A 13,280-nucleotide genomic window follows, 5' to 3' on the forward strand; every position below is an offset into this window, starting at 1 on the left:
TACAAGCTGTCACTCAAAGTGACTTGCCTGGCCTTGTTTGGCACCAATTCGAACGTCAAACGGCTGACGTGCAAGTTGTCGGACCCAATGCCCCCCGGATGTTCCGATATTGATTAGGCGTTGCTGCGTGAACATCTTCACGCGGCCCAGACAGAACAGGATCACATGCTGAAATTGACCGCTTTAACGGCAGCTCTTGCTGCCGGCGTAATGACTTTTGCCTTCAGCGCGGCGCATGCCGCGTCATTCAGCCCGCGGGCCGATCAAGGGTTTCCCTTGGTATCCGCAAAAAGCGGCAAGGCAGGCCACGACGCCAAGGCAACAAAGCGGGCTTCCGCGAAAATGGAAAAGGCAAGCTGGTCCAAGCCGAAGAAGTCCGCCACCAAAAGACACACGAAGCGCGGCCGCAAGATCGTCGACATGACGAGAACGGCATCGATCGGTCTCAGGAACGCCGCGGCGTCGACAGCCGCAGTGGCCAGCAGCGGCCAGTATTCCGCGATCGTTGCCCGCTATGCGGCGATCGAAGGCGTGCCGGTGTCGCTCGCCTCGGCGGTCATCAAGATCGAGAGCAACTACCGGCCCAACATCGTCGGCAGCGCCGGCGAGATCGGCCTGATGCAGATCAAGCCGGCAACGGCGCGGATGATGGGCTATAACGGTTCCGCCAAGGGTCTGTTCGATCCCGACACCAACATCAAATACGGCATGAAATACCTTGCCATGGCGCGCAACCTCGGCGGCGGCACGACCTGCGGCACGATCTCTGAAATACAATGCCGGACACGCTGCAACGCGGATGAACCCGGTGTCAGCCGCCTACTGCGGCAAGGTCAAGGTGCAGATGGCTGCGCTTGGATCGCCCGCATAAGTCTGCTTTTTCGTTTGCGTTTTCGGGCGTGAACCCCTTTATACGCCTTGCCAGCTGGCTGGGCGGCCGCACCCGCAAACGCCGAAAGGCCGCGGGTGAGGAAAGTCCGGGCTCCATGGAAACACGGTGCCGGTTAATGGCCGGCGGGGGCGACCCCAGGGAAAGTGCCACAGAAAGCAAACCGCCACGATCCGGCTTGCCGGATTCGGGGCAAGGGTGAAAGGGTGGGGTAAGAGCCCACCGCGCGACTGGCAACAGGAGCGGCACGGTAAACCCCACCGGGAGCAAGACCGAATAGGGGCGGTGCGAGGGGAAACCCTCGAGGGCTGTTTCCGGCTCACCGTCCGGGTAGGTTGCGTGAGGCGCATGGCAACATGCGCCCAAGATGAATGGCCGCCACGTTCTCGCTTCGCAAGGGGCGAGGGCCATACAGAACCCGGCTTACAGGCCAGCTGGCAATTCTCTCCATGATCGAAGAGAAGTCTTTGAGATCAGCAGGTTGCGCCCTCGGGTGCGCCTGTTGATTCAAGCCTGTTCAGCCCGGCATCCGTCATCAGCTCGTCATCGGCGACTATCTCACCTCGTATCGTGTCGGTGGCCACGCGGTCGAAATCATCGGCGTGCAGCATGGCCATCGCAACATCGAAGCCGACGATCTCGGCCCGTAATCGGTCTGGTCAGCCGCTGATCTTGTCCAGTGACGTCTCGATCGCCTTCCAGAGCTCTTCCACCGGTTCGCAGCCGACCGAGAGGCGAACGAAACCGGCGGGGACCGCATCACCTCGCTTCAAGCGCCGCTCGGCGGAGGTATGGACGCCGCCGAAGGATGTCGCGGCCTGCATCAGGTCGCAATTGTTGATGAAAACCTCGGCCTTGTCCTCCGAGGCGAGCTCGAACGAGATGAGAAAGCCGAAGCGCTCCATCTGGGCGCGGGCTAGGTTGTGCGACGGGTCGCCTTCCAGCCCGGGATAACGCAGGCCGCTGATTGCGCGGTGACCCTGCAGCCGCCGGGCGATCACCTCCGCCGAGGAGCACATGCGGTCGAAGCGCACATCCAGTGTTTCGAGGCCGCGATGCACCAGCCAGGCTTCGAACGGTCCGGGAATGCTGCCGGAAACCTCGCGCCAGCCGGTCACGGCGGCGATGATGTCGGCATTGCGGCTGGCAACATGGCCGAACAGCACATCGGAATGGCCGTTGGGCGCCTTGGTGTCTGCGGCAACGACGATATCGGCGCCATGGTCGAGCGGCCGCTGGCCGAACGGCGTCATGGTCGTGTTGTCGACCACAAGGATCGCGCCGGCCTTGTGGGCAGCGTCGGCGACGGCCGCGATATCGCAGATATCCAGCCCCGGATTGGCAGGGGTTTCGACAAAGGCAAGGCGATAGCCATCGAAGCCGCCATCGAGGAAAGTCGAGGTCGGCCTGACATCGTAGGTGATGCCGAGCGGCTTGAGGAAGCGATCGGCCAAAGCCCGCGTCGTGTGATAGCCGTCGGAAGGTATCAGGATACGGTCGCCAGTTTTGAGCACGGCAAAAAACGCCGCCGAGATCGCCGCCATTCCTGATGGAAAGGCGACGCAGGGCGCGTCCTCCAGATGGGCCAGCATATGCTCGACCGCATCCCAGGTCGGATTGCTGAAGCGGCCGTACTGGTTGAAGCCGGTGGCGTCGCCGGGCGCGTGAAAAATGGCGGCCATGGTCAGGGGCAGCGGGATGGAATCGCCCATGGCAAGCCCGCCGCGACGCAAATGAGGAAGTGCTGCAGCGCGTGACTTTGCTGTTTCAGACATCGAATTTCAAACCCTGTTGGTGACCGACCGGATGCGGCGAGACGCTATGCTGGGTAGCGGCTCGCGGCAAGGCGCGTCCGGTTGGGCCAGGCGGCTCTAAACGCTTCGTTAGGCTTAATGATCCATAAAGACGAGACGTGCCGTCATGGCTGTTCTCATTGGTCGCGGCGCGCGTGTTTGTGAAGCCTATTCCCGTTGACGCCCATAGTGCCCCATGATATCCCATTTCGACATCAAAGCCTTCGTTCCGCGTCAGGGTAAAGCGTACGCCAATCGGGCAGCCGCGGCGGCTGTGCGTTTGCCGGTTTTTGCCCGTGCGAACGAGGTTGATGCGGGGCAGGGAACGCGCTGCGGCGGCGCGTGCGACAAGATGGAGAGGGGTGCGGCGGCGCAAGCGGCTGTAGCGTTTAATGGACCGGTTTCTGTCAAACACGGTGAGCAGGATCGATGCGAAGGGACGGGTGTCCGTTCCTGCGCATTTCCGTGCCGTCGTGCAGAAGCGCGGCTATTCGGAACTCTACGCACTGCGTTGCCTCGACCTGCCGGCGATGGATGTCGGCGGGCTCGACCTGCTCGACCGCTACGAGCAGCGCATCGCGCTCGAAGATCCCTTCCTGCAGACGGCGGACGATATGTCGTTCTTCTGCCATGGCGATGGCACCTTCTTGAAACTCGACCAGGACGGCCGCATCACGATGAGCGATTTCATTCGCGAACACACCGGCATTTCGGCGGAAGTGGCCTTTGTCGGGCGCGGCAATTTCTTTCAGATCTGGGAGCCGGGACGGCTTGCCGCCTATGGGGCGCAGGCGCGGGCCCGGCTTTTGCAGCTTCGGCAGGGGACGAAGCCTGGGGAGCGACCGGAATGACGGCGAGCCACGGCGATGACCTTCCTCACGCCGTTGGCGGATCGGCCCGCCACATTCCGGTCCTCCTTGGCGAAGTGCTCGAAGCGTTGGCGCCGGCGCAGGGCGACATCATCATCGACGGCACGTTCGGCGCCGGCGGCTACACCAGGGCTATTCTGGCGACGGGCGCTTCCGTGGTGGCGATCGACCGCGATCCGGATGCCATTGCGGCCGGGCGCGATCTGGAAGTGCAGTCGGGCGGCCGGCTGCGGCTGGTGCAGGCGCCGTTCTCGACGCTGGACGAGCACGTCGAAAGCGTCGACGGCGTCGTGCTCGACATTGGTGTGTCCTCGATGCAGCTCGACCAGGCCGAGCGCGGGTTTTCGTTCCGCGCCGACGGGCCGCTCGATATGCGGATGGCGCAGGCTGGTTTGAGCGCCGCCGACGTCGTCAACAGCCTCAAGCCGGGCGACCTTGCCCGCATCTTCGGCTTCCTCGGCGAGGAGCGTCATGCCGGGCGCATCGCCCGCATGATCGAGGCTCGCCGCGAAAAGCGTCCGTTCGAACGCACGCTGGAACTGGCCGACGCCATCGAGACGCATATCGGCCGTGCGCCGAAGGACAAGATCCATCCGGCGACGCGCGTCTTCCAGGCGCTGCGCATCTTCGTCAATGACGAGCTTGGCGAACTGGCAAAGGCCCTGTTTGCCGCCGAACGCGCGCTGAAGCCGGGCGGACGGCTCGCCGTGGTGACGTTCCATTCGCTGGAAGATCGCATCGTCAAGCGCTTCATCGCCGACCGGGCCGACGTCGCGACCGGCTCGCGTCACTTGCCTGAGGCTCATGCGCGCACCGCGATTTTCCGCAAGGCGGGTGGCGGCGTGACGGCCGGCGACGCCGAGGTGGCGGCCAATCCGCGCGCCCGTTCGGCCAGGCTGCGCGCAGCGATCCGCACCGAGGCGCCGGCACGCAGCGGCGACTTTTCGATTTTCGGCCTTCCAAAGCTTCCCGGTATCGACCGGCCGGGGGAGAGGTAGCTAAGTGTTTCGTACCAGCGACATCGTCCTGATCGCCGTCATGGTTGCGGCGGCGGCCCTTACCTACAAGGCCAAGCGCGAGGCCGAGGAACAATTGGCGTCGGTGCAGAAAATCCATGCGCAGATCCGCTATGAGGAGGATACGATCGACCTGCTCAAGGCGGACTGGAGCCTGCTCACCCAGCCGTCGCGGCTGCAGAAGCTGACCGAACTCTACAAATCACAGCTCGCATTGGAACCGGTCAGTGCTCGTCAGATCGTCGGCATCGGTGATCTGCCGGCCAAAGCCCTGGACATTCAGGACATCCTGAACGGACGCCAGGGCGGTATGGCCGACAATTCCGACCAAGCGCCTCCGGGTAGCCGGGATCCCGTGGTGACCGGAGGCATCGCCCAATGATCGGCAAACTGCTGAAGCGTCGCGCCAGGACGAGTGAAGATGGATCGATCGTGGTCGAGGGCGCCCGCAAGGCGACCGGCGGCAAGGGCAGGACGCGCATCGTGATGACGATGGCGGTGTTCTTCGGCATCTTCTCGACCATTTCCGGGCGGTTGGTCTATCTCGGCTTCCAGACCCCCGACATGTCTGGCGGTCCGCAGAGCCGGGTGACGGCATCGCGACCCGACATTGTCGACCGCAATGGCGAAGTGCTGGCGACGGACATCAAGACGGCGTCGCTGTTTGCAGAACCGCGCCGGATCGTCGACGCCGACGAGGCGATCGAGAAGCTGTCGACGGTGCTTCCGGACATCGACTATGAGCAGACCTACCACAAGCTGAAGAGCGGCGCCGGTTTCGTCTGGCTGCAGCGGCAGCTGACGCCCAAGCAACAGTCCGACATCATGCAGCTCGGCATTCCCGGCTTCGGCTTCCGCACCGAGAAGCGCCGCTTTTATCCGAGCGGCGAGACCTCGTCCTACATTGTCGGCCTCACCAACATCGACAACCAGGGCATCTCCGGGATGGAGAAGTATGTCGACGAGCAGGGCCTGAGCGACCTGCAGGCATCGGGCCTCGCGGTGGCCAAGGATCTCAAGCCGGTGAAGCTTTCGATCGATCTGCGCGTCCAGCATGTGGTGCGCGACGAGATCGCCGCCGGCCTGGAGCGCTATCGCGCCATGGGCGCTGGCGCCGTTGTGCTCAACGTCAAGACCGGCGAAGTGGTGGCGATGGCCTCGGTGCCGGATTTTGATCCGAACAATCCTTACAATGCACAGGACAAGGACCGGCTGAATCGGATGTCGGCGGGTCTCTATGAGATGGGCTCGACCTTCAAGAGCTTCACCTCAGCCATGGCGCTCGATTCCGGCAAGGCGACGATGGCGAGCCGCTTCGATGCTTCGCATCCAATCCGGGTCGGCCATCAGGCCATTCACGACTTCCACGGCAAGAACCGTGTGCTGTCGTTGCCGGAGGTGTTCCTCTATTCGTCCAACATCGGGTCTGCCAGGGAGGCCGAGATGGTCGGCATCGCGGGGCACCGCGAATTCCTGCATCGCCTTGGAATTTTGGACAAGATGCAGACCGAGCTGCCGGAAGTCGCCCGCCCGACTGAACCAAAGGTCTGGAAACAGGTCAATTCGTTCACCATCGCCTTCGGCCATGGCGTGTCGACGACGCCGCTGCAAGCGGCGGTCGGCTGCGCGGCGCTGATGAATGGCGGCTTCCTGATGAATCCTACCTTCCTGGTCCGCTCACAGGAAGAAGCGATGGCCATGGCCAAGAAAGTGGTCAGCGACAAGACCGTCGAGGGCATGCGCTACCTTTATTCGCTCAACGCCGAGAAGGGCTCGGCCAGAAACGCCAGAGTCCCCGGCTACCGCGTTGGCGGCAAGACCGGAACAGCCGAGAAGGTTATCAACGGCCGCTACTCGAAGGAGTTGAATTTCAATACCTTCGTCGCCGCCTTCCCGATGGACGATCCGCAATACCTCGTGTTTACGATTGCCGATGCCCCGCACCCGGAAAAGCCTGGCATGACAGACGTCGCGGCCTCGAATGCGGGGGTTATGGCGGGAAACATCATCAGACGTGCGGCTGCCATGCTTGGCGTGAAGCCAGATTTCAGCCATGAAAATGGTGCAACGCTGGTTTCCTATCAGTGATTCTTAGGGCGCGCCGGTAACTGCGCGCTATTTTGTTGCGGTGAACGGGACTCGATGAAGCTCAGAGATCTAGCCGGTATCCTGCCCGTCGAGGGAATAGCTTCCGTCGATCTGGAGGTTACAGGGATTTCTTCGGATTCCCGCCAGGTAAAACCGGGCGTTGTCTTTTTGCGCTCGCCGGAACCAAGGCCGATGGTGCCGTTTATGCCGCCGACGCCGCCGCGCGCGGTGCGGCCGCGATCGTGGCGGGCAAGGGCAGCACCATTGCCGGGCTGTCGGTTCCGGTGCTGGCGGTCGACGATCCGCGCTTGGCGCTGGCGCTGAGTGCGGCCCGCTATTTCGGCAAGCAGCCACAGACCATGGTCGCGGTGACCGGCACCAGCGGCAAGACGTCGGTCGCCGCCTTCACCAGGCAGATCTGGGAGCAGGCCGGCTATGCCGCCGCTTCGATCGGCACCACCGGCGTCGTGGCGCCGGGCCGCAACGATTATGGCTCGCTGACGACGCCCGATCCGGTCGCCCTGCATCAATTGCTGCGGGAATTGGCCGATGCCGGCGTCAGCCACGCCTCGATGGAAGCCTCCAGCCATGGGCTCGACCAGCGCCGCCTCGACGGCGTGAAGCTGGCGGCCGGCGGCTTCACCAATCTCGGCCGCGACCATATGGACTATCATCCGACCATCGAGGACTACCACCGCGCCAAATTGCGCCTGTTCGACACACTGCTGCCGAAGGGCGCGCCGGCCGTGATCTTCGCCGACGATCCGTGGTCGGCGCCGACGATCAAGGCCGCACAGGCTGCCGGGCTCAATGTGCTGACTGTCGGCCGCCATGGCGATTTTCTCCGGCTGAAGCGGGTCGAGCACGAGCGCCACCGCCAGCGCGCCGAGGTCGAGGCCGACGGCGTGCTCTACGAGATCGACCTGCCGCTGGCCGGTGATTTCCAGATTTCGAACGCCCTGGTTTCGGCGGGTCTTGCCATTTCCACGGGAACACCTGTCGCCAAGGCGTTGATGGCGTTGGAGAAACTGAAGGGCGCGCCGGGCCGGCTCGACCTCGTCGGCACGACCGTTAATGGCGCGCCGGTCTATGTCGATTATGCCCACAAGCCCGACGCGCTGGAAAACGTGCTGGCCTCGGTGCGGCCGTTCACCACCGGCCGCGTCATCGTCGTCTTCGGCTGCGGCGGCGACCGCGACCGGGGAAAAAGGCCGATCATGGGTGAGATCGCGACGCGGCTTGCCGATGTCGTCATCGTCACCGACGACAATCCGCGCTCGGAAGTGCCGGAAACGATCCGTGCCGCCATCCTCGCGGCTGCTCCGGGCGCCATCGAGATCGGCGACCGGCGCCAGGCGATCCACGAGGCGGTCGCCCTGCTCAATGCCGGTGACACGCTGATTGTGGCCGGCAAAGGCCATGAGGAGGGCCAGACGATCGGCTCCGAGACCTTGCATTTCTCCGATCATGAGGAAGTTCGCGCAGCGCTCACGGAGCGTGCCGCATGAGCTTGCTGTGGACCTCCGAGGCGTTGGTTGCCGCCATGGACGGGCGGCCGCTCGGGCCGATGCCGGAAGGCATTTCAGGCATTTCGATCGACACCCGCAGCCTGCAGCCGGGCGACGCCTTCTTCGCCATCAAGGGCGAGGCGATGGACGGCCATGACTTCGCAACCGCCGCCATCAAGGCCGGCGCCGGCGTGCTGGTGGTGGCTGAAGGCAAGCTGCCGTCGCTCGGCCGGCTGACGGCGCCGATCATCGTCGTCGAGGACGTGCTGGTCGCGCTGGAAAAGCTCGGGATTGCGTCGCGGGCCCGCTCGAGCGCGAAAATCATCGCGGTCACCGGTTCGGCCGGCAAGACGACCACCAAGGAAGCGCTGCGCCATGTGCTGCAGGCCGTCGGCAAGGTGCATGCCTCGGCGCAGTCCTTCAACAATCACTGGGGCGTGCCGCTGACCTTGGCGCGCATGCCCGATGAATGCGACTATGCCGTGTTCGAGATCGGCATGAACCATCCCGACGAGATCCGTCCGCTGGTGAAAATGGTGAGGCCGCATGTCGCCATCGTCACCATGATCGCGGCCGCCCACCTTGGCTTCTTCCGCAATCTGGATGAGATCGCCAAGGCCAAGGCCGAGATTTTCGAAGGGCTGGAGCCTGAAGGGGCCGCCGTCCTCAACCGCGACGACGCGCGCTTCAAGATTCTCGACAAGATGGCGCAGGCCGCCGGTGTCGAGCACGTCTACGGCTTCGGCGAGAATGCGCGCTCGACCTTCAAGCTCACCAAATGCGAACTGCATGCGGATCATTCCGACATCACCGCCAGGATCAGCGGCCACGATGTGACGGCGCGGATCGGCGCGCCCGGCCGCCATATGGTGCAGAACGTGCTGGCGGTGCTGGGCGCGGCGCATCTGGTCGGCGCCGATCTCGACAAGGTGGCTACAGCACTGGCCGATCTTTCGGCCGAACGCGGGCGCGGCAAGCGCCATGTGCTGCGCCATTCCGGTGGCTCGACTTCGAGCCACCCGGGAGGGTCGATCACCCTGATCGACGAGAGCTACAACGCCAATCCGGCATCGATGGCTGCTGCCATGGCATTGCTCAACGCGACGCCCGTGACGGGCGAGGGCCGTCGCATCGCCGTGCTCGGCGACATGCTCGAGCTCGGCGACCACTCGGCCAAGCTGCATGCCGCCCTTGCCGAGCTCATCGTCGGCACCGGGACGCAGACCGTCTTTCTCGGCGGCCCGGAAATGCAGGCGCTGGCCGAGATACTGCCGGCCGAGATCAAGACGGAATACCGCGCCGGTGTCGAGGAGCTGAAGCCGGTGCTGCTTGCCGCGCTGAAGCCGGGCGATGTGGTGATGATCAAATCGTCGAAGGGCATCGGTTTTGCCAAACTGGTCGATGCACTGCTGGGCAAATTCCCGGCTGAATCGACAGCCAGAAAACAGACCTAGGTCGGGGGACGAAAAGCGCATGTTTACACTGCTCGTCGATTTTGCGGACAAGGTCTCGGTCTTCAATGTCTTTCGCTACATCACTTTCCGCACCGGCGGGGCGCTGATCACGTCGGCGCTGATCGTCTTCATCTTCGGACCGACCATCATCAATTCGCTGCGGCTGCGGCAAGGCAAGGGTCAGCCGATCCGCGCCGACGGGCCGCAGACGCATTTCAAGAAGGCCGGCACGCCGACCATGGGTGGGCTGATGATCCTGTCGGGCATTATCGGCTCGTCGCTTTTGTGGGCGAACCTGTCGAGCATCTATGTCTGGGTGGTGCTGCTGGTGACGCTGGGCTTCGGCTCGATCGGCTTCTACGACGACTATCTCAAAGTGACCAAGCAGTCGCATCTCGGCTTTTCCGGCAAGGCAAGGCTGGCGCTTGAATTCGTCATCGCCGGCATCGCTGCATGGGTGATCATGCACAATGGCCAGGCGCCGTTCTCGTCGTCGCTGACATTCCCCTTCGCCAAGGAATTCATCGTCAATCTCGGCTGGTTCTTCATTCCGTTCTCCTGCTTCGTCATCGTCGGCGCCGGCAATGCGGTGAACCTGACCGACGGCCTCGACGGGCTGGCGATCGTGCCGATCATGATCGCGGCGGCGTCCTTCGGCGTCATCGCCTATCTCTCCGGCAACGCGGTCTTCGCCGAATATCTGCAGATCCATTTCGTGCCCGGCACCGGCGAACTGGCGGTCGTGCTCGGCTCCGTCATCGGCGCCGGCCTCGGCTTCCTCTGGTTCAACGCGCCGCCGGCGGCGATCTTCATGGGCGACACCGGCTCGCTGGCCATGGGCGGCCTGATCGGCACGGTCGCGGTCGCCACCAAGCACGAGATCGTGCTGGTCATCGTTGGCGGATTGTTCGTCGTGGAAATCCTGTCCGTCATCATCCAGGTCGGCTATTTCAAGATGACCGGCAAGCGGGTGTTCCTGATGGCGCCGATCCACCATCATTTCGAAAAGCTCGGCTGGACCGAAAGCCAGGTGGTGATCCGCTTCTGGATCATCGCCGTCATCCTGGCGCTGGTCGGCCTGTCGACCCTCAAGCTGAGATAGGAGGCCCTTTGATCCCCGCCGCATCCTTTGCAGGCAAGCGCGTTTCGCTCTTCGGGCTCGGTGGCTCGGGGATCGCGACGGCGCGCGCGCTGATCGAGGGCGGGGCGGACGTGCTGGCCTGGGACGATAATCCCGAAAGCGTTGCCAAGGCGGCCGCTGCCGGCATCGCAACCGCCGACCTGCGTGGTGCCGACTGGGCGAAATTCTCGGCCTTCGTGCTGTCTCCGGGCGTGCCGTTGACGCATCCCAAGCCGCATTGGACGGTGGAGCTGGCGCGCGGGTCAGGCGTCGAGATCATCGGCGACATCGAGCTTTTCTGCCGCGAGCGGATGCTGAGTGCGCCAATTTCGCCCTTCATCGCCATCACCGGCACCAACGGCAAGTCGACGACAACGGCACTGACCGCGCATATCCTGAAAGCAGCCGGGCGTGACACCCAGATGGGCGGCAATATCGGCCGCGCGGTGATGACGCTCGATCCGCCGGAGCCCGATCGGCACTATGTCGTCGAATGCTCGTCCTACCAGATCGACCTCGCGCCCTCGATCAACCCGACCGCCGGCATCCTGCTCAATCTGACGCCCGACCATCTCGATCGCCACGGCACCATGCAGCACTACGCCGCGATCAAAGAGCGGCTGGTGGCCGGCAGCGAGACGGCAATCGTCGGCATCGACGATTCCTGGTGCGCGCAGATCGCCGAGCGGCTGGAGCGGGCGGGGCGGCATGTCATCCGTATTTCCAAGCGGCTGCCGCTGACCGACGGCTATTTCGCCGACGGCACCAATCTGATGGAAGCGGTGCACGGCCGCTACAGCCGCGTCGCCTTCCTCGAGGGCATCGGCTCGCTGCGCGGCCAGCACAATGCGCAGAACGCGCTGGCAGCGGTTGCCGCGTGCCTCAAGGTCGGGCTGGAGCTTGGCGAGATCCAGTCGGGGCTGGAAAGCTTTCCCGGCCTCGCGCACCGCATGGAGCAGGTCGGCCGCAAGGACCATGTGCTGTTCATCAACGATTCCAAGGCGACCAATGCCGATGCGGCGGCACCGGCGCTGTCGAGCTTTGCACGCATCTACTGGATCGCCGGCGGCCTGCCAAAGGAAGGCGGCATCGAGCCGTTGCGCGGCTTCTTCCCGCGCATCGCAAAGGCCTATCTGATCGGCGAGGCCGCCCCCGCCTTTTCGGCGACGCTGGGTGAGGCCGTGCCTTACGAGATTTCAGGCACGCTGGCCGCGGCGGTCGAGCATGCCGCGCATGATGCGGCCCAGGACGACAGCGGCGAGGCGGTGGTGCTGTTGTCGCCGGCCTGCGCCAGTTTCGACCAGTTCAAGAATTTCGAAGTCCGCGGCGAAGCCTTCAGGCAAGCTGCGAATGCTATCGAGGGCGTGAAACCCATCGGAGGGGCACGATAATGCAGAGCCGTCTCGACAAAAGTCCGGTTGCGACCTGGTGGTGGACGATCGATCGCTGGTTCCTGGCGGCGTTCCTGTCGCTGATGGGGCTCGGCATCGTGCTGTCCTTCGCCGCCAGCCCGGCGGTGGCCGAACGCATCGGCCTCGACAGCTTCCACTTCGCCACCAGGCAGATCATCTTCACCGTGCCGGCGCTCGGCGTGATGCTGGCCGTCTCCTTCCTCGATTCCCGGCAGATCCGGCGCATGGCGCTGATCATGCTGTGCCTGATGCTGGTGCTGATGGTGGCGGTGCTTTACATCGGCGTCGAGGTCAAGGGCGCGCGCCGCTGGGTTTCGCTTGCCGGCCTGTCGATCCAGCCGTCTGAATTTCTGAAACCCGCTTTCGTCATCATGTGCGCCTGGCTGTTTGCCGAGCACAAGCGCCAGCCCGACATTCCGGGCAATCTGTTCGCCATGCTGCTGCTGGTGCTGGTCGTGTCGCTGCTGGTGGCGCAACCCGACCTCGGCCAGACCATGCTGACGACCGGCACCTGGGGCATCATGTTCTTCATGGCGGGGCTGCCATGGCTGTGGATCGTCGCACTGGGGGCTGCCGGCGTCGGCGGCGTCTTTGCCGCCTATACGGTGTTTCCGCATGTCGCCTTGCGCATCGACAAGTTCCTCACCGGCGAAGGCGACACGTTCCAGGTCGACATGGGGCGCGAAGCGCTGATCAACGGCGGCTGGTTCGGCGTCGGGCCGGGCGAGGGCACCGTCAAGCGGGTCATCCCCGACAGCCATGCCGACTTCGTCTTTTCGGTCGCCGGCGAAGAGTTCGGACTGATCATGTGTTTCTTCATCATGTCGATCTTTGCCTTCATCGTGCTGCGCGGTCTCAACACGGCGCTGAAGGAGCATGACGATTTCACCCGCTATGCGGTCGGTGGTCTGGTTACTGTCTTCGGCCTGCAGGCTGTCATCAACATGTGCGTCAACCTGCAGCTGGTGCCGGCCAAGGGCATGACGCTGCCCTTCATCTCCTATGGCGGCTCCTCGCAGATCGCCATCGCCATTTCGATGGGTATGGTGCTGGCGTTGACGCGCAAGCGGCCTGAAAAGCGCAAGCAGATGGGCTTTGGCCTGTCGCAGCGCGCTCTGCCGGCGGAGTGAC

10 protein-coding genes, 1 other RNA gene and 2 pseudogenes are annotated in these 13,280 nt (G+C 63.8%); 11 read left to right on the plus strand and 2 right to left on the minus strand.

Annotated elements, in window-relative coordinates; all coding sequences use genetic code 11:
• Positions 1–165 precede the first annotated feature (165 nt).
• A pseudogene (locus HB777_08010) lies at positions 166–871 on the plus strand (lytic transglycosylase domain-containing protein).
• A 50-nt stretch (positions 872–921) separates the two neighbouring features.
• Positions 922–1,331, plus strand: an RNA gene (gene rnpB / locus HB777_08015) — RNase P RNA component class A.
• A 31-nt stretch (positions 1,332–1,362) separates the two neighbouring features.
• Here the strand turns inward: rnpB and HB777_08020 are convergent.
• Complete coding sequence (locus HB777_08020) at positions 1,363–1,506, minus strand: hypothetical protein (GenBank protein ID QND63849.1); 144 nt, start codon at positions 1,504–1,506, stop codon at positions 1,363–1,365.
• Positions 1,507–1,548: 42 nt separating this feature from the next.
• Positions 1,549–2,664 (minus strand): cystathionine gamma-lyase, encoded by a 1,116-nt coding sequence (locus HB777_08025; GenBank protein QND63850.1) that lies wholly within the window; start codon positions 2,662–2,664, stop codon positions 1,549–1,551.
• A 410-nt stretch (positions 2,665–3,074) separates the two neighbouring features.
• On the opposite strand from HB777_08025, the gene mraZ reads away from it, so the two are divergent.
• From mraZ to ftsW, 9 genes and pseudogenes are all read left to right on the plus strand, one after another.
• Positions 3,075–3,533 (plus strand): division/cell wall cluster transcriptional repressor MraZ, encoded by a 459-nt coding sequence (gene mraZ / locus HB777_08030; GenBank protein ID QND63851.1) that lies wholly within the window; start codon positions 3,075–3,077, stop codon positions 3,531–3,533.
• Positions 3,530–4,549 carry a 16S rRNA (cytosine(1402)-N(4))-methyltransferase RsmH gene (rsmH, locus tag HB777_08035; GenBank protein ID QND63852.1) on the plus strand — a complete coding sequence of 340 codons (1,020 nt, stop codon included), beginning with the start codon at positions 3,530–3,532 and terminating at the stop codon, positions 4,547–4,549. Before mraZ ends, rsmH begins: the two co-directional genes overlap by 4 nt.
• 4 nt (positions 4,550–4,553) lie before the next feature.
• Positions 4,554–4,949, plus strand: coding sequence for a hypothetical protein (locus HB777_08040; GenBank protein QND63853.1), 396 nt, complete (start codon positions 4,554–4,556; stop codon positions 4,947–4,949).
• Entirely contained in the window at positions 4,946–6,655 is a 1,710-nt protein-coding gene (locus HB777_08045) for a penicillin-binding protein 2 (GenBank protein ID QND63854.1), read from the plus strand. The genes HB777_08040 and HB777_08045 overlap by 4 nt, the downstream gene beginning before the upstream one ends.
• Positions 6,656–6,709: 54 nt before the next feature.
• Positions 6,710–8,163 (plus strand): annotated as a pseudogene (locus HB777_08050) (UDP-N-acetylmuramoyl-L-alanyl-D-glutamate--2,6-diaminopimelate ligase).
• Positions 8,160–9,617 carry a UDP-N-acetylmuramoylalanyl-D-glutamyl-2,6-diaminopimelate--D-alanyl-D-alanine ligase gene (locus tag HB777_08055; GenBank protein QND63855.1) on the plus strand — a complete coding sequence of 486 codons (1,458 nt, stop codon included), beginning with the start codon at positions 8,160–8,162 and terminating at the stop codon, positions 9,615–9,617. Before HB777_08050 ends, HB777_08055 begins: the two are co-directional and overlap by 4 nt.
• Positions 9,618–9,636: 19 nt before the next feature.
• Complete coding sequence (locus HB777_08060; protein ID QND63856.1) at positions 9,637–10,719, plus strand: phospho-N-acetylmuramoyl-pentapeptide-transferase; 1,083 nt, start codon at positions 9,637–9,639, stop codon at positions 10,717–10,719.
• An 8-nt stretch (positions 10,720–10,727) separates the two neighbouring features.
• Complete coding sequence (locus HB777_08065) at positions 10,728–12,128, plus strand: UDP-N-acetylmuramoyl-L-alanine--D-glutamate ligase (GenBank protein QND63857.1); 1,401 nt, start codon at positions 10,728–10,730, stop codon at positions 12,126–12,128.
• Positions 12,128–13,279 (plus strand): putative lipid II flippase FtsW, encoded by a 1,152-nt coding sequence (ftsW, locus tag HB777_08070; protein ID QND63858.1) that lies wholly within the window; start codon positions 12,128–12,130, stop codon positions 13,277–13,279. Before HB777_08065 ends, ftsW begins: the two co-directional genes overlap by 1 nt.
• The last annotated feature ends 1 nt before the right edge of the window (position 13,280 follow it).

The sequence above is a fragment of the Mesorhizobium loti genome (assembly GCA_014189435.1).
Lineage (GTDB): Bacteria > Pseudomonadota > Alphaproteobacteria > Rhizobiales > Rhizobiaceae > Mesorhizobium > Mesorhizobium loti_G.

Bases quoted from the DNA above. Each gene is read 5' to 3' on its own strand.
- HB777_08020 (QND63849.1), bottom strand. From the start codon at position 1,506: ATGGCCATGCTGCACGCCGATGATTTCGACCGCGTGGCCACCGACACG.
- HB777_08060 (QND63856.1), top strand. From the start codon at position 9,637: ATGTTTACACTGCTCGTCGATTTTGCGGACAAGGTCTCGGTCTTCAAT.
- HB777_08025 (QND63850.1), bottom strand. From the start codon at position 2,664: ATGTCTGAAACAGCAAAGTCACGCGCTGCAGCACTTCCTCATTTGCGT.
- ftsW (QND63858.1), top strand. From the start codon at position 12,128: ATGCAGAGCCGTCTCGACAAAAGTCCGGTTGCGACCTGGTGGTGGACG.
- HB777_08045 (QND63854.1), top strand. From the start codon at position 4,946: ATGATCGGCAAACTGCTGAAGCGTCGCGCCAGGACGAGTGAAGATGGA.
- HB777_08055 (QND63855.1), top strand. From the start codon at position 8,160: ATGAGCTTGCTGTGGACCTCCGAGGCGTTGGTTGCCGCCATGGACGGG.
- rsmH (QND63852.1), top strand. From the start codon at position 3,530: ATGACGGCGAGCCACGGCGATGACCTTCCTCACGCCGTTGGCGGATCG.
- mraZ (QND63851.1), top strand. From the start codon at position 3,075: ATGGACCGGTTTCTGTCAAACACGGTGAGCAGGATCGATGCGAAGGGA.